Annotated in this window: 15 protein-coding genes; 3 read left to right on the top strand and 12 right to left on the bottom strand. The window is 72.2% G+C overall.

Annotated elements, in window-relative coordinates; translation table 11 throughout:
* The 3 genes from ACFC09_RS38965 to dxr form a co-directional block, all read right to left on the bottom strand.
* On the bottom strand, positions 1–191 hold a 191-nt coding region (locus ACFC09_RS38965), incomplete at its 3' end, for a flavodoxin-dependent (E)-4-hydroxy-3-methylbut-2-enyl-diphosphate synthase (protein ID WP_376536589.1).
* A gap of 173 nt (positions 192–364) precedes the next feature.
* A complete protein-coding gene (locus ACFC09_RS38960; protein WP_376536595.1) occupies positions 365–1,657 on the bottom strand; it encodes an RIP metalloprotease in 1,293 nt (430 codons plus the stop codon).
* Positions 1,658–1,665: 8 nt separating this feature from the next.
* Positions 1,666–2,937, bottom strand: coding sequence for a 1-deoxy-D-xylulose-5-phosphate reductoisomerase (gene dxr / locus ACFC09_RS38955; RefSeq protein WP_376536586.1), 1,272 nt, complete (start codon positions 2,935–2,937; stop codon positions 1,666–1,668).
* Between the two features lie 165 nt (positions 2,938–3,102).
* On the opposite strand from dxr, the gene ACFC09_RS38950 reads away from it, so the two are divergent.
* Positions 3,103–3,555 carry a lamin tail domain-containing protein gene (locus ACFC09_RS38950; protein WP_376536584.1) on the top strand — a complete coding sequence of 151 codons (453 nt, stop codon included), beginning with the start codon at positions 3,103–3,105 and terminating at the stop codon, positions 3,553–3,555.
* 131 nt (positions 3,556–3,686) lie between these two features.
* Here the strand turns inward: ACFC09_RS38950 and ACFC09_RS38945 are convergent, their stop codons facing one another.
* The 4 genes from ACFC09_RS38945 to ACFC09_RS38930 form a co-directional block, all read right to left on the bottom strand.
* Positions 3,687–5,627, bottom strand: coding sequence for an acyl-CoA dehydrogenase family protein (locus ACFC09_RS38945; protein ID WP_376536582.1), 1,941 nt, complete (start codon positions 5,625–5,627; stop codon positions 3,687–3,689).
* A gap of 413 nt (positions 5,628–6,040) precedes the next feature.
* Complete coding sequence (locus ACFC09_RS38940; RefSeq protein WP_376536580.1) at positions 6,041–7,486, bottom strand: aldehyde dehydrogenase family protein; 1,446 nt, start codon at positions 7,484–7,486, stop codon at positions 6,041–6,043.
* Between the two features lie 190 nt (positions 7,487–7,676).
* Positions 7,677–9,341, bottom strand: coding sequence for a PucR family transcriptional regulator (locus ACFC09_RS38935; RefSeq protein ID WP_376536578.1), 1,665 nt, complete (start codon positions 9,339–9,341; stop codon positions 7,677–7,679).
* Positions 9,342–9,495: 154 nt separating this feature from the next.
* The gene (locus tag ACFC09_RS38930) at positions 9,496–11,676 is read right to left on the bottom strand and encodes an ATP-binding protein (protein ID WP_376536576.1); all 2,181 of its coding nucleotides are present in this window, start codon (positions 11,674–11,676) and stop codon (positions 9,496–9,498) included.
* A gap of 282 nt (positions 11,677–11,958) precedes the next feature.
* On the opposite strand from ACFC09_RS38930, the gene gabT reads away from it, so the two are divergent.
* Positions 11,959–13,293 carry a 4-aminobutyrate--2-oxoglutarate transaminase gene (gene gabT / locus ACFC09_RS38925; RefSeq protein ID WP_376536574.1) on the top strand — a complete coding sequence of 445 codons (1,335 nt, stop codon included), beginning with the start codon at positions 11,959–11,961 and terminating at the stop codon, positions 13,291–13,293.
* 234 nt (positions 13,294–13,527) lie between these two features.
* On the top strand, positions 13,528–14,376 hold the full coding sequence (locus ACFC09_RS38920; protein WP_376536593.1) for a phosphatase PAP2 family protein: 849 nt from the start codon (positions 13,528–13,530) through the stop codon (positions 14,374–14,376).
* Positions 14,377–14,561: 185 nt separating this feature from the next.
* Here the strand turns inward: ACFC09_RS38920 and ACFC09_RS38915 are convergent, their stop codons facing one another.
* From ACFC09_RS38915 to ACFC09_RS38895, 5 genes are all read right to left on the bottom strand, one after another.
* Complete coding sequence (locus ACFC09_RS38915) at positions 14,562–16,385, bottom strand: chitinase (protein ID WP_376536572.1); 1,824 nt, start codon at positions 16,383–16,385, stop codon at positions 14,562–14,564.
* A gap of 106 nt (positions 16,386–16,491) precedes the next feature.
* Positions 16,492–16,944 carry a hypothetical protein gene (locus tag ACFC09_RS38910; protein WP_376536570.1) on the bottom strand — a complete coding sequence of 151 codons (453 nt, stop codon included), beginning with the start codon at positions 16,942–16,944 and terminating at the stop codon, positions 16,492–16,494.
* Between the two features lie 230 nt (positions 16,945–17,174).
* Positions 17,175–18,602 (bottom strand): NAD(P)/FAD-dependent oxidoreductase, encoded by a 1,428-nt coding sequence (locus tag ACFC09_RS38905; protein ID WP_376536568.1) that lies wholly within the window; start codon positions 18,600–18,602, stop codon positions 17,175–17,177.
* 68 nt (positions 18,603–18,670) lie between these two features.
* The gene (locus tag ACFC09_RS38900; RefSeq protein ID WP_376536566.1) at positions 18,671–19,471 is read right to left on the bottom strand and encodes an ABC transporter permease; all 801 of its coding nucleotides are present in this window, start codon (positions 19,469–19,471) and stop codon (positions 18,671–18,673) included.
* The gene (locus tag ACFC09_RS38895; RefSeq protein ID WP_376536564.1) at positions 19,472–20,407 is read right to left on the bottom strand and encodes an ABC transporter permease; all 936 of its coding nucleotides are present in this window, start codon (positions 20,405–20,407) and stop codon (positions 19,472–19,474) included. It lies immediately after the preceding gene.
* Position 20,408 lies beyond the last annotated feature (1 nt).

The raw sequence follows: 20,408 nt of genomic DNA, 5'->3' as shown, positions 1-20,408 counted from the left end.
CCCGACGCCGTCAACTCCGCGATCTGCTGCAACGTCGCACCGACATCCGACGTACGCGTCGTCGTCATCGACTGGACCGAGACAGGCGCGTCCCCGCCCACCGCCACCGAACCGACATGGATCTGCCGCGACACGCGGCGCTCGGCGAGCTTGGTCGGAACGGACGGCATGCCGAGAGAAATCGCAGTCATCTGCTGTGCAACCCCAAGTCGTGGATCAAGATCCGGCCCGGACAGCGGGCTCCAGGCTCCAGGCTCCGAGATTACGCCACGACGGCCGAGGCCAGCACATCACCATGCGTAAACCCCACCATTGGGCGGCGGGCGGGAAACGTGTGCTCCCGCCCGCCTCCAACACCGTGTGGCTAGGAGATTTTCACGGGGTTAACGACGTCGGCGATGAGGACGAGGATCGTGAAGCAGATGAACACGCCGGCCACGACATAGGCCACCGGCATCAGCTTCGCCACGTCGAACGGGCCCGGGTCCGGGCGGCGCAGGACCTTGGCGAGGTTGCGGCGCAGGGCCTCCCACAGGGCGCCCGCGATGTGCCCGCCGTCGAGCGGGAGCAGCGGGAGCATGTTGAACAGGAACAGCGAGAGGTTGAAGCCCGCGACCAGCATCAGGGCCATCGCGAGCTGTTGGGTGGGCGGGATGTCGAGCGTGAAGATCTCACCGCCGACGCGGGCCGCGCCGACCACGCCCATGGGCGAGTCGGGCTGGCGCGGGGCGCCGTCGAAGGCCGCGTTCCACAGGGCCGGGATCTTGCCGGGCAGGCCGGCGATGGAGTCGACGGCCTCGCCGATCCGGTCGCCCATCCAGGTCACGGACTCCCCGAGGTCCTGGCGGACGACGCCGGTCGCGGCACTGAAGCCGAGGAAGCCGGCCGTGACGTACTGGCCCGGGACGATCTGGCCGCTGGAGTCCTTCTCGGCGACCTGGTTGGTGGCGATCTTCGCGTGCAGGGTCAGCTGCTCGCCCTTGCGGTCGACGACGATCGGCACCTGCTTGCCGGGGGTGGCGCGGATGAGGTCGGAGAGCTGGTTCCAGCTCTCGGTCCTGACCCCGTCGAAGGAGACGATCTTGTCGCCGGCCTTCAGGCCCGCGGCGGCGGCCGGGGAGGGCGCGTCGCCCGCCTTGCAGTTGTCCCGGTTCTGGCTCTGCGCGATGACGCACTGCGAGACGGAGCTGACGCTCGTCGTCTGCTGGGAGACGCCGAAGCCCATCAGGACGATGAGGAACAGGACGACCGCCAGGACGAGGTTCATGAAGGGGCCCGCGAACATCACGATGACCCGCTTCCACGGCTTGCGCGTGTAGAAGAGGCGGTTCTCGTCGCCGGGTTCCAGTTCCTCGAAGGCGGCCGAACGGGCGTCCTCGATCATGCCGCGCCACGGTGAGGTGGAGCGCGCGGCGATCCGGCCGTCCTCGCCGGGCGGGAACATGCCGATCATGCGGATGTAGCCGCCGGCCGGGATGGCCTTGATCCCGTACTCCGTGTCGCCCTTCTTGCGGGACCAGATGGTCGGGCCGAAGCCGACCATGTACTGCGGCACGCGGATCCCGAACAGCTTGGCGGTGGACAGATGCCCCAGCTCGTGCCAGGCGATCGAGAACAGCAGACCGACCACGAAGACGACTATGCCGAGGACCATCATCAGGGATGTCATGCACGCGCCTCCGCGGTCGCCGTCTGTGCTGTCAGTTCCCGGGCCCGGGTCCGCGCCCAGGTCTCCGCTTCGAGGACGTCCGACACGGTGAGCGAAGTTCCCGAACGCGGTGTGCCGTGCTCCTCGACGACCCGCGTGACGGTCTCCATGATCCCGTTGAAGGGCAGCGCGCCGTTGCGGAACGCCTCGACGCACTCCTCGTTGGCCGCATTGAACACCGCCGGGGCGGTGCCCGCGAGCCGCCCCACGTGCCGGGCGAGGTCGACCGACGGGAACGCCTCGTTGTCCAGCGGGAAGAACTCCCAGGTCGACGCGTTGCTCCAGTCGAAGGCGGGGGCGGCGTCCGGGACGCGTTCCGGCCAGCCGAGTCCGATGGCGATGGGTCCGCACATGTCGGGGGGCGTCGCCTGGGCGAGCGTGGACCCGTCGGTGAACTCGACCATCGAGTGGACGAACGACTGGGGGTGCACGACGACCTCGATGCGCTCGAAGGGGATGTCGTACAGCAGGTGTGCCTCGATGACCTCCAGGCCCTTGTTGACGAGGGTCGCGGAGTTGATCGTGATCACCGGACCCATGGCCCAGGTGGGGTGGGCGAGGGCGTCGTCGACGCTCACGTGCGCCAGCTCGGCCCTGGTACGGCCGCGGAAGGGGCCGCCGGACGCGGTGACCACCAGCTTGCGCACGTCCGCGCGGGTGCCGGCGGCGAGCGCCTGGAACAGTGCCGCGTGCTCGGAGTCGACCGGGATGATCTGACCGGGCTTGGCGAGCGCCTTGACGAGCGGGCCGCCGACGATGAGGGATTCCTTGTTGGCGAGCGCGAGGGTGCGGCCGGCCTCCAGGGCGGCGAGGGTCGGCGCGAGTCCGATGGAGCCGGTGATGCCGTTGAGGACCGTGTGGCAGTCGGAGGCGGCGACCCGGGTGGCCGCCTCGGGTCCGGAGAGGATCTCGGGGATCGGCTCTCCCGTGCCGTACCGCACGCTGAGCGCCTCGCGCAGGGCCGGTACGACGTCCTCGCGGGCCACCGCGACGGTCCGCACCCGGAGCCGGTGGGCCTGCTCGGCCAGGAGGGACACCCGGCCGCCGTTGGCGGACAGGCCGGTGACCCGGAAGCGGTCGGGGTTGCGCAGCACGAGATCGATGGCCTGGGTGCCGATGGAACCAGTGGAGCCGAGGATCACCACGTCCTTCGGACCGTCTCCCGCGAGGGGGTCGTAGACGAGGTGCGGGTCGGCGAGGGGCGCCGGGCTGGCGGGACTGTCGGTCATCCCCCCATTGTTGCCGCAAGAGGTGCCCGGAAGGACAGCGCGTCCCCCGGCCGCGTGGCATGTCTGGGCTTGGCGCGGAAGTGACCGAATTCCCCGTTTGTGGAACAGCCGTGAAGATCTCGTGATAGCACTGCTGTTCCTGACTACTTCCCGGGGGGAATTCCCATGCACCTGCGTGCCACCCTGCCCGCTGCCCTCGTGGGCGCCGCGCTGCTCACCGGCACCCTGCTCAGCACCCCGGCCGCGGCGGCCGGCGGTGTGACGATCCACCACGTCTGGTTCGACAGCCCCGGCTCGGACAACGGGTCCAACGCGAGCCTGAACGCCGAGTGGGTGCAGCTGAAGAACACCAGCCGGTCGGCGGTGTCCGTCAAGGGCTGGGTCCTGAAGGACGCCGCCAACCACAGGTACGTCTTCCCGGACATCCGGATAGGCGCGGGCAGGACCGTGAAGGTGCACACGGGCAAGGGCAGGAACACCGCGTCGGACCGCTACCAGAACCGCCGCGCGTACGTGTGGAACAACACCAGCGACACCGCCACCCTGACCCGGGCGAGCGGCGCGAAGGTCGACTCCTGCTCCTGGACGACGCGGGATCCCAGCGACAAGTGGTGCTGACCTCCGGGTGCCGGGGGCCGGTGACAAGTTTTGCCGCCTCCGGGTGCCGGGGTGCGGCCGTCACCTGACGCGAGGTGACGGCCGCACCGGGCACCGGCGCCCGGCCGGGTCCCGACCGGTGGCGCCGCCCTTCACCTGATGGGGCGATGCACGTTCGGCCGGGTGCTGGGGCCGGGGGTCGCGTCGGCGATCCACGGACCGTCGCCGGACGGGTCGACGATCCCCTGCTCCAGCCACTCGTAGACGCCGCCGAGGACGCCCTTGACGACCTTGCGGTCGACGTCGTCGGTGTTGACCCACAGGCGGCCGAACAACTCGTCGACCCGGATACGCGCCTGGTGGCAGAAGGCGTCGGCGAGCTGGTACGCCTCGCGCCCGTGGTCGCCCTGGCTGCGCAGCAGTTCGGCCCGGACGCAGGCGGCGCTCATCGCGAACAGTTCCGCGCCGATGTCCACGATCCGGCCGAGGAAGCCCTGCTTGGTCTCCATCCGGCCCTGCCAGCGCGACATGGCGTAGAAGGTGCAGCGGGCCAGCTTGCGGGCGTGCCGCTCGACGTAGCGCAGATGCCCGGAGAGATCCACCTCGTGTTTGAACTCACCGTACGAGGACGGGAGCTGACCGGGTCCGGCGACCAGCCTCGGCAGCCACTTGGCGTAGAACACGCCCGCGTTCGCACCCGCCTTCGCCTTGTCCGACAGGGGCTTGCCGGGGTCGATGAGGTCACCGGCGACCGCCAGGTGGGCGTCGACGGCCTCCCGTGCGATCAGCAGGTGCATGATCTCGGTGGAGCCCTCGAAGATCCGGTTGATGCGCAGGTCGCGCAGCAGTTGCTCGGCGGGCACCGCCCGCTCGCCGCGCGCCTGGAGCGAAGCGGCCGTCTCGAAGCCCCGGCCGCCTCGGATCTGGACCAGTTCGTCGGCCATCAGCCAGGCCATCTCCGAGCCGTACAGCTTGGCGAGGGCGGCCTCGATGCGGATGTCGTTGCGGTTCTCGTCCGCCATCTGCGAGGACAGGTCGAGGACGGCCTCCAGGGCGAAGGTCGTCGCGGCGATGAAGCTGATCTTCGAGCCGACCGCCTCGTGCAGCGCGACCGGCTTGCCCCACTGCTCCCGGACCGCGGACCATTCGCGGGCGATCTTCAGGCACCACTTGCCGGCGCCCGCGCACATCGCGGGCAGCGACAGCCGTCCGGTGTTCAGGGTGGTCAGCGCGATCTTCAGGCCGGCGCCCTCCGGGCCGATCCGGTTGGCCGCCGGGACCCGCACCCGGTGGAAGCGGGTGACCCCGTTCTCGATGCCGCGCAGACCCATGAAGGCGTTGCGGTTCTCGACGGTGACGCCCTCGGCGGACGCCTCGACCACGAAGGCCGTGATGCCGCCCTTGTGGCCCTCGGACTTCGGCACCCGCGCCATGACGACGAGGAGATCGGCGACCACACCGTTGGTGGTCCACAGCTTCACCCCGTCGAGGACGTAGCTCTCCGGGTCCTCCCCGTCCGGGACGGCGGTGGTGGCCAGCCGCGCCGGGTCGGAACCGACGTCCGGCTCGGTCAGCAGGAACGCCGAGATGTCGGTGCGGGCGCAGCGGGGCAGGAAGGTGTCCTTCTGCTCCTGGGTGCCGAAGAGTTTCAGCGGCTGCGGCACGCCGATCGACTGGTGGGCGGAGAGCAGCGCGCCGATCGCCGGGCTGGCCGAGCCGACCAGGGCGAGGGCCTTGTTGTAGTAGACCTGGGTGAGGCCGAGGCCGCCGTACTTGGTGTCGATCTTCATGCCGAGCGCGCCGAGTTCCTTGAGGCCGTCGACGACCTCGTCGGGGATCTGCGCCTCGCGCTCGACCCGGGCCGGGTCGATCTTCGTCTCGCAGAAGTCGCGGAGCTTGGCCAGGAACTCCTCGCCGCGCTGGACGTCGTCGTCGGCCGGGAGGGGGTGGGGGTGGATGAGGTCGAGGCGGAAGCGGCCGAGGAACAGTTCCTTGGCGAAGCTGGGCTTGCGCCAGTCCTGTTCCCGGGCGGCCTCCGCGACCTGGCGGGCCTCGTGCTCGGTGACCGTGCGCTTGGTGGTGGGGGCGGACATGAGGCTCACCTCGCCGCGAAGAGGGATGGTGCGGACCGTTCGTTACCGACCAGTGCTACTGGATCGTTGGTACCCGAAACGGGCGGCACCCACCAGTCCTCGCGCGGCCCTCTTGGGCCCGCCGGGGCGCCTTGCCCCCGGCCCCGGGCCCGGGGACGGACGCGGTTGCGCACCGTGGGGCCATTGGGCCGTCCGGGGGACACGGGGTCCCGCGGCGGGCCGGTGTCCGGCGGGTCCGCGGATGGGCTCCGGCGAGCCGATCGCCCGGTACGCGAAGAAGGGGCCCGGCACCGGAAGGCAGCGGTGCCGGACCCCTTCAGGGACGACGATCGAGCGTCACGGACGACTGTATCTGAAAATGGTTCCCATGAGCTAGTGGGTGCTGTCAGCTGGTCCGGAGGTGGCGTCCGGTCTCAGAGCGCGAGCCCGGTCAGCACCAGCACCCGCTCGTAGGTGTAGTCGTCCATCGCGAACTTCACTCCCTCGCGGCCGACACCGGACCGCTTGGCGCCGCCGTAGGGCATCTGGTCGGCACGGTAGGACGGGACGTCGCCGATGACGACCCCGCCGACCTCCAGCGCGCGGTGGGCGCGGAAGGCGGCCTCCAGGTCGTGGGTGAACACGCCCGCCTGGAGGCCGTACTTGGAGTCGTTGACCGCCGCGAAGGCCGCGGCCTCCCCCTCCGTCCGCTGCACGGTCAGGACCGGCCCGAAGACCTCCTCGCGGGAGATCGTCACATCGGCCGGGACGTCGGTCAGGACGGTCGGCGCGTAGGCGGCGCCGTCGCGCTTGCCGCCGGTCAGCAGCCGGGCGCCCGCCGCGACCGCCTCCTCGACCCAGGACTCGACGCGCTCCGCGGCCGCCTCGCTGACGAGCGGGCCGACGTCGGTCCGCTCGTCCGCGGGGTCGCCGGTGACCTGGGTCTCGACGGCGGCGACGATGCGCGGCAGCAGCCGGTCGTACACGGCCGCGTCGGCGATCACCCGCTGCACGGAGATGCAGGACTGGCCGCCCTGGTAGTTGGCGAAGGCCGCGATGCGGCCGGCGGCCCGGTCGAGGTCGGCGTCGCTCGCGAAGTCGGCGAGGACCACCGCCGCGCCGTTGCCGCCCAGCTCCAGCGTGCAGTGCTTGCGCGGCACCGAGTCCATGATCGAGTAGCCGACCTTGTCGGAGCCGGTGAAGGAGATGACCGGCAGCCGCTCGTCCTGGACCAGCGCGGGCATCCGGTCGTTGGCGACCGGCAGGATGCTCCAGGAGCCCGTAGGCAGCCCGGACTCGGCCAGCAGCTCGCCGATGACCAGGCCGGACAGCGGGGTCGCCGGGGCGGGCTTGAGGATGATCGGGACGCCGGCGGCGATCGCCGGGGCGATCTTGTGGGCGCACAGGTTCAGCGGGAAGTTGAACGGCGCGATGCCGAGCACGGCGCCCTTCGGGAAGCGGCGGGTGAGGGCCAGCCGGCCCTGGCCACCGGCGTCGGTGTCGAGCCGCTGGGCCTCGCCGCCGTTGAACCGGCGGGCCTCCTCGGCGGCGAACCGGAACACGGACACGGCACGGCCGACCTCGCCGCGTGCCCACTTGACCGGCTTGCCGTTCTCCGCGGATATCAGCTGGGCGATCTCCTCGGCGCGTTCGGCCAGGCGCTTGCCGGCCTGGTCGAGGGCGCCTGCCCGGACGTGCGCCGGGGTGGCGGCGAACTCGTCCCGCACGGCGTGTGCGGCGGCCACGGCCTCCTCGACCTGGGCGTCCGTCGGCACACTGACCTTGCCGACGAGACGGCCGTCCCACGGGGAGGTGACGTCGAAGGTGTCCTCGCCGGCGGCCTGGCGGCCGGCGAGCCAGAAGGCGTGGGTGGAAGTCATCTCAGGGGCCCAGCCCTTCCGCGTCGGGGATGTTCTTGGCTTCGTGGTCCACCGTAGGCCCGGCGCGGCCCGGGGTCGCTTGTCCGAGTCGTAGCACTGCGGACGCCGCTTTCTACGGATTGTCGTACCGGTCCGGTGGCAGGAGACCACCGAAGGCAAAGCCCAAGCCGGAGCCGGAGCCGGCCAAGGGCTACTCCGCGCCCGGTGCCGCCTTCAGGGCCAGCCACAGGTCCATCCGGACATCCGGGTCGTCCAGGGAGCGGCCGAGGATCTCCTCGACCCGGCGCATGCGGTACCGCAGCGTGTGCCGGTGCACGCCCAGGTCGGCCGCCGCCGCGTCCCACTGCCCGTGCCGGGAGAGCCACGCCCGCAGCGAGGCCACCAGATCGCCGCGGCCGGTCGCGTCGTGCTCGTGCAGCGGGCGCAGCAGCCCGTCCGCGAACGCCTTGACCGCGTCGTCCGCGAGCAGCGGCAGCACCGACCCCGAGGCCAACTGGTCGTGCTCCACGAGCACCCGGCCGCGCCGCCGCGCCACCGACAGCGCCTGCTCGGCCTGTTTGTAGGCGGCGGCGGCCGCGATCGGCCCGGCCGGTGCCGACAGGCCCACGACCAGTTCGTCCTCCTCCCCGGCCGTCGGCTCGGGGACGGCCCGCGCCGCCTCCAGCGCCGTCGCGTAGCGCAGTCCGGCGGCCACCGCGGCGCCCTCGTCGGCGGCCAGCACCACCAGCCGCTCGCCCTCCGGCACCACCAGCACGGCCTCGCCGGCGCGCGCCGCGGCGGACTCCACGGACTCGGCGAGCCCGCCCAGCCGGTCGCCGGCCGCCTCCACGGCGGCGAGCGCGGTGACCGAGCCCGGCTTGGCCGACGGCACGCGCGCGTGCCCGTCGGCGTGCGCGCGGGCGGCCGACCCGGAGACCCGTTCGGCGACGATCACCCGGAACGGCGCGTCGAGCAGCCCGTCGTAGAGGTTCCCGGCGACCGCCCGTGCGTGGTCCGGCTGCCCGGCGAGCAGCATGCGCAGCACCGCGGCGCCGAGCCGCTGCTGAGCCGCGTGCAGCGACCGGGAGCGCTCCGTGGTCAGGGTGAGCAGGGCGACGGCGGAGTGCACCGCGTACCGCTCGGCGGTGCCCAGCGGAGCGGCGGTACCGACGGCGAGGGCGGCCCGCGGACGCCGTCCCGTGCCGAGCGCGTGCAGTTCGACCCGGTCCTCGCCCTCCGGTCCGTCGGCCACCGACGAGGCGGGCGCGGGCCGCTCCCACAGCCGCTCCACGTCCGGGGTGAACCGGGCGGCCCTGCGGCCCGCCCACTCCGGCGCGGTGGCGGCCACGGCGCCCGTGGCGTCGTACAGCGCGGCCCAGCCGTCGAGTTGCGCGGCGAGCGCGGCCAGCAGTCCCTCGGTGCCCGCGTTCAGTGCCTGCCGGGTCAGTTCCCGCTGGGCGGCGAACCCGGCGGTCACCGCCCGGTACTGGTCGGCGGCGATGGCGGCGGACACCGCCTTGGAGATCGCGAGGAACGGGGTGCGGCGCGGCACCTCGATCAGCGGCAGCTCCTCCTCCCGCGCCGCGTCGAGCAGCGCCTCGGGGATCTCCGCGTAGGTGACGCCGACGCCGAAGCCGAGTCCGACGACCCCGGCGCCGACCAGCCGCCGCACGTAGCGGCGCATCGCCTCGGGGTTCTCCGCGTCCAGCTTCAGCGCGGTGATCAGCAGCAGTTCCCCGCCCTCCATGTACGGCACGGGGTCGGCCAGCTCGCTGACGTGCGCCCAGCGGACGGGTACGTCGAGGTGGTCCCCGCCCGCGCGCACGGTGAGTTTGAGCGCGGGGTGACGGACGAGCGAGGCGAGCGTCGGGGGCATGCATGCCTTCGGTTCGGGGAGATCGGGTGACCACGCGGGGAGCGGGTGATCATGGTGATCTTTTGGCCGCCGCGTATGAACAGCCTATGCCGATTCCTACCGACTGTACGGTGAGCCGGTTCTCACACCGCCGGACCGCCGAGGCATCCGGTCCTCAGCCGCGGAGATCCCGGAGATCCCGGAGATCCCGGGGGTCCCGGGGGTCCCGGGGGTCCCGGAGATCCACCAGCAACGGCGGAGCGTGTTCGCCCCGCACCGACGTCAGGGAGAGCACCGCGTGCCCCGGCGGCATCGCGTGCGCCAGTTCGGAGGCGGACCAGCGCTCCCGCTCGACCTGCCGTACGGTGACGGCCCGCGCGGTCGGCGCCTTGCCGGTGATCACCCGGCGCACCATGTGCACGGCCTTGCCCGCCGGGGTCTCGGCGATGATCTGCCGGTCGGTCACGTCCCGGGCCTCGGTCCACTCCTTGCCCCACACCTCGGCGAAGTCCTGCCCGTCCCACGGCGTGAGCCCGGCCAGCGCCATCCGGCAGCCCGCGGCCCCGAGCAGCGGACCGCGCAGCGGCCGGGGCACGTCGTCCAGGGTGCGCAGGGTGAGCACGGCACCGGCGTTGCCCGACCGCAGCCGCTGGATGCCCCGCACCGATTCCGGGGTCACCACGCCGGTCGCGTCGTCCAGGAGCAGGCAGGCGAACAGCGACCGGTCCTCCCGTACCGCCACGCTCGCCGTGAACTGGGCGAGCACCAGCCGGGCCAGGATCCGCGAGGCGTCCGCGTGCCCGCGCTCGGGCAGGTCGACCCGGACCCGCACGGGGTGGTCGAGGGCCTTGAGCGAGAACGGCCGGGACCGCCCCGAGGTGTCGAAGAACCCGGCGAAGGCGGGCCGGTCGAGCAGCGCGATCCGGTCGGCGAGCACCGCGCCCACGTCCCCGGGCTGCCCCGACTGCCGCTCCCGCGCGTCGAGTTCGCGCAGCAGCGACTCCTGCCCGGTCTCCTGCACGGCCTTGCGCAGCGCGGCCAGCGGGCCGGGGGTCCCGTCCAGCAGCCGGCGCAGTTCCGGCACGGAGGGGAAACGGCCGTGCGCCGCCCGGAACGGGCCGAGCAGCTGGGCGAGGACGGTGGTGGAGCGCCGGCTGTCACTGCCGGGATGCGGGTCGGCCAGGTCACCGACGAGGGCCTCGGCGAGTATGGCCGCCGCCTCGTCCGGGTCGGTGGTGCCGCCGTACAGGTCGAGGTCGTGGACGGAATCGGGGTGGGCGATCCGTACGACGACGTCGTAGGCGTCGGCCGGGCCGAGTCCGGCGCCCGCCGCGCCGACCACCACGACGCAGGCGCGGCCGGCGAGCGCCTGAAGGCACAGCGACTCGGCGAGCGGCCGGACGATGCCGCCGGTCTTGCCGGAGCCGGCCGGGCCCACGGCGAGCAGCGAGGTACCCAGCAGTTCGGGGCCGAGGGCGAGGCCGCTGCCGCGGTACTGGTAGGGGTTGCGCGGATCGTCCGCGGTGGTGCCGAGCCGCACCTGTCCGGTGACCAGGTCGTGCCGGGCCTGCCGACCGGGCAGGTCGCGCGCGCCGGACGGGTGCGGGCAGGCGGCGGCGCCGTGCCGCACCACGGCGTCCGAGAAGGCGGCCATGCTGTGCCGGCCGCTGCGCACGCCCTGCCAGGCGCGTGCGATCCGGGCCTGGTCGACGTCCCGCATCAGCCCGGTCCGGGCCTCCGCACCGAGCCGTTCGGCGGCGTCCACCGCTCCGGCGGCGCGCAGCGCGGGCCACTGCGCGGGGTCCTCCTCGGGGGCGGGCGGGCGCTCGGCGGCCGGGGCGGCGGAGGTCCAGGCGGGCGGGCCGAAGCGCCGCCAGACCTCGGCCCAGCGGCCGAGCCTGCCGACGACGAGCATGATGGCGAGGGCGATCAACGTGTAGTAGCCGTACCAGAGGACGGCGTTGCCCACGCGGTCGTCGCTGTGGCGCCAGGAGTCCGGGGTGAACAGTTCGAGCGGCAGCACCCACCAGCTGCCGAGGTAGCCGTTCCACAGCAGCGACCAGACCAGCCAGCCCACCAGGAACGCGATCACCGCTCCGCTGAGCAGCTGACGCGCCGGTGTCCGCTCGGGCTCCTCGGCCGGGCGCGGCCGGTGGCCGAAGCGCCAGATGCCGGGTGGCGCCTGCGGGCGCGAGGTGCGCAGCCAGGCCAGGAACGCCGAGCCGTCCGGCAGCGGCGGTACCCCCGGTGGCATCGCGGGTCGCGGCGGCACCGCGGCGCCGTCCTGCGGCATCGCCGGACGCGGCACGGGGTTCGCGTGCGTGCCCCGCGCGTCCTGCGTCCCGTCGCTGTCCATCGCCCTTGCCCCCTGACCAGCCGTTCCGATCACCGTCAGCGAGTCAATCTAACGCCCTCGCAAGGGGAGTTCACCGCATACGCGGCCGAGACCGCGCTCCGCCCGGTCCGCTCGCTATGTCCACCGCGGACAACCGCGCCCGGCGACACCACCCACATGGAGCATGCCCACCGTCCCCCGGCGGCCCTAGCCTGCGAAGAAAGAAGGCAAGCGTCCGCAATCGCACCGCCCGGCACCGCCGGGGGAAACCCGCCCGGTACGCACGATCATCAGGGAGCCCTCATGTCCGCACTTCCGCAGGAGCGTCGCGTCGTCACCGCCATCCCCGGTCCGAAGTCGCAGGAGTTGCAGGCCCGCCGTACCGCAGCGGTGGCCCGGGGTGTGGGCTCCGTCCTGCCGGTGTTCGTCAACCGCGCGGGCGGCGGCGTGGTCGAGGACGTCGACGGCAACAGCCTCATCGACTTCGGTTCCGGTATCGCCGTGACCTCCGTCGGCGCCTCCGCCGAGGCCGTCGTCCGCCGGGCCTCCGCCCAGCTGGCCGACTTCACCCACACCTGTTTCATGGTCGCCCCGTACGAGGGCTACGTGGCCGTCGCCGAGGCGCTGGCCGAGCTGACCCCGGGCGATCACGCCAAGAAGTCCGCGCTGTTCAACAGCGGTGCCGAGGCCGTCGAGAACGCGGTCAAGATCGCCCGCGCGTACACCGGGCGGCAGGCGGTCGTCGTCTTCGACCACGGCTACCACGGCCGGACCAACCTGACGATGGCGCTGACCGCCAAGAACATGCCGTACAAGCACGGCTTCGGGCCCTTCGCCCCCGAGGTCTACCGGGTCCCGGTCGCCTACGCCTACCGCTGGCCGACCGGTCCGCACAACGCGGGTCCTGAGGCCGCCGCGCAGGCCATCGACCAGATCACCAAGCAGGTCGGCGCGGACAGCGTGGCCGCGATCATCATCGAGCCGGTGCTCGGCGAGGGCGGCTTCATCGAGCCGGCGAAGGGTTTCCTGCCCGCGCTCAGCCGGTTCGCCGCCGACAACGGCATCGTCTTCGTCGCCGACGAGATCCAGTCCGGTTTCTGCCGCACCGGCCAGTGGTTCGCCTGCGAGGACGAGGGCATCGTGCCCGACCTGATCACCACGGCCAAGGGCATCGCGGGCGGGCTGCCGCTGGCCGCCGTCACCGGCCGGGCCGAGATCATGGACGCCGCGCACGCGGGTGGCCTGGGCGGCACCTACGGCGGCAACCCGGTCGCCTGCGCCGCTGCGCTCGGCGCCATCGAGACCATGAAGGAGCTGGACCTCAACGCCAGGGCGAAGAACATCGAGGCGGTCATGAAGCCCCGGCTGGCCGCCATGGCCGAGAAGTTCGACCTCATCGGTGACGTCCGGGGCCGCGGCGCCATGATCGCCATCGAGCTGGTCAAGGACCGCACCACCAAGGAGCCGGCCCCTCAGGCGGCCGCCGCGCTCGCCGGCGCCTGCCACCAGGAGGGCCTGCTGGTCCTGACCTGTGGCACCTACGGCAACGTGCTGCGCTTCCTGCCGCCGCTGGTGATCGGCGAGGACCTGCTCAACGAGGGCCTCGACATCATCGAGCAGGCGTTCGCGCGCATCTGAGACCACCCTCGACCGACCGACGAAGGCCCAGCTCACGCACCGGATGCCCGGCGCATCGGCCCCACCCGTCCCGCCCCTGTCCGCCGCCGTGGCGCGGGGGCGGGGGCGGCGGCCGTCAGGCCGTGTGAAGAAGGTGTGCGAGGTGGATGGCGGGAGGTGGTTCCGCCTGTCCCAGGGCCACTCCCTGCCGTAGGTTCTGACCAGATGAGAGATACACCCCGCCCACAGGGGACTGTGGGCGACACCAGGCCGGGGCCTCCCCAGCTTCGACCTGGTCGTGCCCTCGCGCACACACCCGGGGCCTCCGGCTCCGGTTCTCCTCACCGATCGGACGGTCGCTCGCCCCAAACCCCCCGGGGCGCGCGACGTTCCGATCCGGACGGCCGCCTCGGAACTACCCCCCCTGTTCCGGGGCGGCCGACCTCCTTCCTCCTTCTGCCGGGCCTGTCGGCCCTGCTGCTTGCCCTGATCACCTGGCAGGTCGCGGCCGACGGGCCCTTGGTGCGTGCGGACGAACGGCTGAGCCGCGTCCTGCGCCACCCGGACCGGCTCTCCGGACTCCTCGCCGATCTGGGCAACGTCCAGGTCGCGGTCCCGGTGCTCGTGGCCGCGCTGGTCCTCGGATCCTGGCGGGCCCGCCGGGCGGGCGCGGAACGCTGGTGGGCGCCGCCCGCCGTGGCGGCCGTGCTGATGGTCCTGGTGCCGGCCGTGGTCGTCCCCCTGAAGGACTGGATCGCCCGGCCGGGCACCCCGGCCGTGCCGCCGGGGCTCGGCTACTACCCCTCGGGCCACGCCGCCACGGCGGCCGTCGCCTACGGCGGCGCGACGCTGCTCCTGCTGCCCCGGCTCGGCGGCGCCCGCGCCCGCCGCGCCCTGGTCGGCGGCTGCGTCGCCGTCAACCTGGCCGTCGGCTTCGGTCTGGTGCGGCACGGCTACCACTGGCCGCTGGACGTGCTGGCCAGTTGGTGCCTGGGCGCGGTGCTGCTGTGTCTGCTGTGGCCGCTGACCCGCCGGGGCGGCGGGCCGGTCAGCCGAAGCCGGAGCCGACGTTCCTCCGGAACTCCCGCACAGGGGGTCGGGTGAGAGGCCACTGAGGCAACACCCGCCGCCGCGGGGCGATCCAGCGAGGGGTGGTTGACGGGCGAGCGGCCAGGGGCAGGCCCGCCGGCCGGGCACGTACGGTCCGGGCGGGCGGGGCAGCGCACGTTCGACGACCGGTGGAGCCGGGCGAGTCGCAGGCGCTGGGGACCCGACCCGCCCGGCCGGGGTCAGCCGAAGTAGGCGTCGAAGTTCTTCTGGAACTCCCAGTCGGAGAACCGGTCCCAGTTGATGGACCACGTCATCAGTCCGCGCAGGGCGGGCCAGGTGCCGTGGGTGGGGTACGAGCCGCAGTTCGTCTTCTTGGTCAGGCAGTCGAGGGTCTTGGTGACCTCGGACGGTGCCACGTAGCCGTTGCCCGCGTTCACGGACGCCGGCATGCCGATCGCGACCTGGTCGGGGCGCAGCGGCGGGAAGACGCTGTTGGCGTTGCCCGCGACCGGGAAGCCGGTCAGCAGCATGTCGGTCATGGCGATGTGGAAGTCGGCGCCGCCCATGGAGTGGTACTGGTTGTCCAGACCCATGATGGGACCGGAGTTGTAGTCCTGGACGTGCAGCAGGGTCAGGGCGTCGCGCAGGGCGTAGATGACCGGCAGGTACGCCCCGCAGCGCGGGTCCTGGCCGCCCCACTGGCCGGTGCCGTAGTACTGGTAGCCCATCTGCACGAAGAACGTCTCCGGGGCCATGGTCAGCACGAACTTGTCGCCGTACTTGGCCTTGAGGGTCTTCAGGGCGGAGATGAGGTTGACGATCACCGGGGTGGTCGGGTTCTTGAAGTCCGTGTCGCCGGTGTTCAGGGACAGCGAGTGGCCCTCGAAGTCGATGTCGAGGCCGTCGAGGCCGTAGTCGTCGATGATCTTCGAGACGGAGGAGACGAAGGTGTCGCGGGCCGCGGTCGTGGTCAGCTGGACCTGGCCGTTCGCGCCGCCGATGGAGATCAGCACCTTCTTGCCCGCGGCCTGCTTGGCCTTGACGGCGGCCTTGAAGTCGGCGTCGCTCTCCACGTTCGGGCACTCGGTGGCCGGGCAGCGGTTGAAGCGGATGTCACCCGAGGTGGCCGAGGTCGGCTCGCCGAAGGCCAGGTCGATGACGTCCCAGCTGTCGGGGACGTCGGCCAGCCGGGTGTAGCCGGAGCCGTTGGCGAAGGTGCTGTGCAGATAGCCGACGAGGGCGTGGGCGGGCAGGTCGGTGGAGCCGCCGCCGCCTCCCGTCGCTGTGGTCGCGGTCACGGTCGCGGACTTCGCGGACTCGCCCGCGTCGTTGACCGCGGTCACCTGGAAACCGTAGGCGGTGGCGGCGGTGAGTCCGGTGACGGTCGCCGAGGTGCCGCTCACCGTCTGGACCTTGGCGCCGTCCCGGTAGACCGCGTAGCTCGTCGCGCCCGTGACGGCGGACCAGGACAGGGCGACGCTGGCGGAGGTGACGGTGCCGGTGCGCAGGCCGGTCGGCGCGGCGGGCGGCTGCTGGGTGGCGCCGCCGGGGCCGGTCAGGGAGACGTCGTCGGCGTAGTAGGCGCCGGTGCCGTACCAGCCGTGGGTGTAGATGGTGACCTTGGTGGTGCCGGGGCCGGTGCGGAAGGTGGTGCTGAGCTTCTGCCAGTCGGGGGCGGACTGGGTCCAGGTGGAGACGTCGGTGGTGCCGGTGCCGCTGGCGCCGAGGTAGACGTAGGAGCCGCGGACGTAGCCGGACAGGGTGTACTGCGCGTCGGGCTGCACGGACACGGTCTGCGCGCACTGGGCGTTGTCGCTGCCCGCCGGGGTGGCCTGTAGCGCCGCGGTGCCGGCGTGCACGGGTGAGCCGACGGTCGTACCCGCCGGGCAGGTCCAGCCGTCGAGGCCGGATTCGAAGCCGCCGTTGCGGGTGAGGTCCGCGTCGGCCGCACGGGCGGCCGACGAGAGCACGGTGATGCCGGGCACGGCCAGCAGTGCGGCCGTGAGCGCGGCGAGGACGGTTCTGGTACGGGTGGTGGATCTGGTGCCGTTGGGGCGGTCCACAAGGGCCTCCGGGCATGGGGGAATTGGAGGGTGGAGCGCGCTCAACTTGGTCCAGACCAATCTGGTTGTCAAGACCTCTGGCACTCACCCGGGCCGTACCGCCCGGCTAGGCGCCGCCGTCCACGACCTCCCCGGCCGCCGCCTCGTGCATCGCCAGCTCCAGCAGCGCCGGGTCGGTGAGCGTGCCGGAGCCGTCCGGGGCCACCAGCCAGCGCACGCCGCGGGTCACCCGGCCGGGATACGGCACGACGATCCACGTGCCGGGCCCGACCGCGCGGATGCCGGTGCCGAGCCAGCGGGCGCTGGTGCCCGCCGGCACGAAGAAGCCCACCCGGTCGGCCCCGGAGTCGCCCAGCACCGGGCCTGGCCGGTCGAGGACGCGGATGAGCACGTCGAGCGTGGGGTGGCCGAGCGCGCCCGGCAGGATGAGCACGTCCCACGCCTTGCCGGCGGGCAGCAGTGCGACCCCGTGCGGGTTGCGCTCCCATTCCCAGCGGCAGGACTCGGGGTCCGGTGCGACGGATGCCAGCCATTCGACTGCCGTCTTCGCCCCAGTCATCACGGAAACCTCCCTCTCTGTCGCGGTCGCCGATGGCGCCACACGAGGGAGAGGGGGCCCTGCGGCCCGCATTACGCGAGTTCACGGCCCAAGCCGAAGTGACCTGGATCACACCAAACCCGTTCGCTCCACAGGGACACGGGGAACTGCGCGACCGGCCCCCACACACCCGCGGCCAAAAGACACCCCACCCCGCCCCACCCCGCCCCAGCCCACCCCAGCGGAACGCACTAGCTGTCGAAGCCGAGCCCCAGCCGGTCCATCGCCCGCAACCACAGATTGCGGCGCCCGTCATGGCTGTCCGCGCGGGCCAGCGACCACTTGGTGAGGGCGATGCCGGTCCAGGCGAACGGCTCGGGCGGGAACGGCACCGGCTTGGTGCGGACCATCCGCAGCGCGGTGCGCTCCGTCCGCTCCCCGGCCAGCAGGTCCAGCATCACCTCGGCGCCGAACCGGGTGGCGCCGACGCCGAGGCCGGTGAAGCCCGCCGCGTACGCCACCTTCCCCTGGTGGGCGGTGCCGAAGAACGCCGAGAACCGCGAGCAGGTGTCGATCGCGCCGCCCCAGGCGTGCGTGAAGCGGACGCCCGCGAGCTGCGGGAAGCAGGTGAAGAAGTGCCCGGCGAGCTTGGCGTACGTCTGCGGGCGGTGGTCGTACTCGGCGCGCACCCGGCCGCCGTACGGGTAGACCGCGTCGTAGCCGCCCCACAGGATCCGGTTGTCGGCGGAGAGCCGGAAGTAGTGGAACTGGTTGGCGCTGTCGCCGAGGCCCTGCCGGCCCCGCCAGCCGACGGACGCCAGTTGCCCGGGGGTAAGCGGCTCGGTCATCAGCGCGTAGTCGTAGACCGGGACGGTGTAGGCGCGTACCCGCCTGACCAGGTTCGGGAAGACGTTGGTGCCGAGCGCGACGCGGCGGGCGCGCAGCGCGCCGTACGGGGTGCGGACCGCCATCCCGGCGCCGTACGGCCGCAGGGTCAGCGCGGGCGTGTGCTCGTACACCCGCACCCCGAGCCCGAGACAGGCGCGCTTGAGGCCCCAGGCGAGCTTGGCGGGGTGCAGCACGGCCACGCCCCTGCGGTCCCACAGACCGGCTCGGAAGGTCGGCGAGTCGACCTGTTCGCGCACGGCGTCCGCGTCCAGGAAGTCGATGCCGTCGGCGAGCCCCCGCTCGCGCAACTCCCGGTGCCAGGCGCGCAGTTCTCCGGCCTGGTAGGGCTCGGTGGCGACGTCGATCTCGCCGGTGCGCTCGAAGTCGCAGTCGAGGGAGTACCGGTCGACCGCCCGCTCGATCTCGTCGAGGTTGCGGGCGCCCAGTTCCTCCAGGCGGTGGATCTCGTCCGGCCAGCGGGCCAGGCCGTTGCTCAGACCGTGGGTGAGGGAGGCGGCGCAGAAGCCGCCGTTGCGGCCCGAGGCGGCCCAGCCCGCCTCCCGGCCCTCCACCAGCACCACGTCCCGCCCGGGATCGCGCTCCTTGGCGAGGAGCGCGGTCCACAGACCGCTGTAGCCACCGCCGACGACCAGCAGGTCGCAGGTCTCGGTGCCGGTGAGGGCGGGCTCGGCGCGGGGCCTTGCGGGGTCGTCCAGCCAGTACGGGACCGGCTGGGCCGCGGAGAGCGACGCGGTCCATTCGCTGTTACGGCTCATGGCACCTGGGGCCATGATTTCAACTCCCTACGAATCCCTGCGAATCCCTGCGACGGGGGCCACCGGGGGTTGCGCGCGCGGGCTCACGCCTTCTGCCTGTTGCGGCGGTTCCCGACGGCCATGGAGGCCAGGACGAGCAGTACGGCGACGAGGAACATGGCCGTACCGATGACATTGATCTGCACGGGCGTGCCGCGCTGGGCCGAGCCCCACACGAACATCGGGAAGGTGACGGTCGAGCCCGCGTTGAAATTGGTGATGATGAAATCGTCGAAGGAGAGTGCGAAGGAGAGCAACGCGCCCGCGGCGATCCCGGGGGCCGCGATGGGCAGCGTGACCCGCAGGAAGGTCTGCACGGGCCCGGCGTACAGGTCGCGGGCGGCCTCCTCCAGGCGCGGATCCATCGACATCACGCGGGCCTTGACCGCGGTGACGACGAAGCTGAGGCAGAACATGATGTGGGCGATCAGGATCGTCCAGAATCCGAGCTGCGCGCCCAGGTTGAGGAACAGGGTGAGCAGTGAGGCCGCCATGACGACCTCGGGCATGGCCATGGGCAGGAAGATCAGCGAGTTGACGGCGCCGCGCGCCCGGAAGCGGTAGCGGACCAGTGCGAAGGCGATCATGGTCCCGAGGACGGTGGCGCCGACCGTCGCCCACACGGCGATCTGGAGGCTGATGGACAGCGACCCGCACATGTCGGCGACCCCGCACGGGTCCTTCCAGGCGTCCAGGGAGAACTGCTGCCACGCGTAGTTGAAGCGTCCCTTGGGCTTGTTGAACGAGAAGACCGTGACGACGACGTTCGGCAGCAGCAGATAGCCGAGGGTCAGGAGTCCCGCGATGACGACGAGACGGCGCTTGAGCCAGCTGACGACGGGCATTCAGACCAGGTCCTCCGTCCCCGCCCTGCGGATGTAGAAGGTGACCATGAAGAGGATCGCGGCCATGAGGATGAAGGAGAGCGCGGCGGCCGTCGGATAGTCCAGGATCCGCAGGAACTGCGTCTGGATGACGTTGCCGATCATCCGGGTGTCGGTGGAGCCGAGGAGTTCGGCGTTGACGTAGTCGCCGGCCGCCGGGATGAAGGTCAGCAGCGTGCCGGAGACCACGCCCGGCATGGACAGCGGGAAGGTCACCTTGCGGAAGGTGGTGAACGGCCTGGCGTACAGGTCGCCGGCGGCCTCGTGCAGCCGCCCGTCGATGCGTTCCAGCGAGGTGTACAGCGGCAGGATCATGAACGGCAGGAAGTTGTACGTCAGACCGCACACCACCGCCAGCGGTGTGGCCAGCACCCGGTCCCCGGCGGTCCAGCCGAGCCAGTCGGTGACGTCCAGCAGGTGCAGTGAGTGGAGCACGCCGACGACCGGTCCGTCGTCCGCGAGGATCGTCTTCCAGGCGAGGGTGCGGATCAGGAAGCTGGTGAAGAACGGCGCGATCACCAGGACCATGATCAGGTTCCGCCAGCGGCCCGCGCGGAAGGCGATCAGATAGGCCAGCGGATAGCCGAGGAGCAGGCACAGGACGGTCGCCGCCGCCGCGTAGCAGACCGAGCGCAGGAACTGCGGCCAGTACTCGCCGAACGCGTCCCAGTAGGTCGCGAAGTGCCAGGTGACCTTGTAGCCCTCTTCCAGGGAGCCCGTCTGCACGGACGTGGACGCCTGGTAGATCATCGGCAGCGCGAAGAAGATCACGAGCCAGAGGATGCCGGGCAGCAGCAGCCAGTACGGGGTCCAGCGGCCGCGCCGCCGCGGGGCCTTCTTCTCCGGCGTCTGCGGCGTCCCGGCGGTCGGCGGCGGCGCCTCGGTGAGTGTCGACATC

The organism is Streptomyces sp. NPDC056161 (assembly GCF_042268025.1).
In the GTDB taxonomy this organism is placed as follows: Bacteria; Actinomycetota; Actinomycetes; order Streptomycetales; family Streptomycetaceae; genus Streptomyces.
The sequence above is the reverse complement of the archived record's forward strand: the minus strand, read 5'-3'. Positions and strand labels throughout refer to the sequence as shown.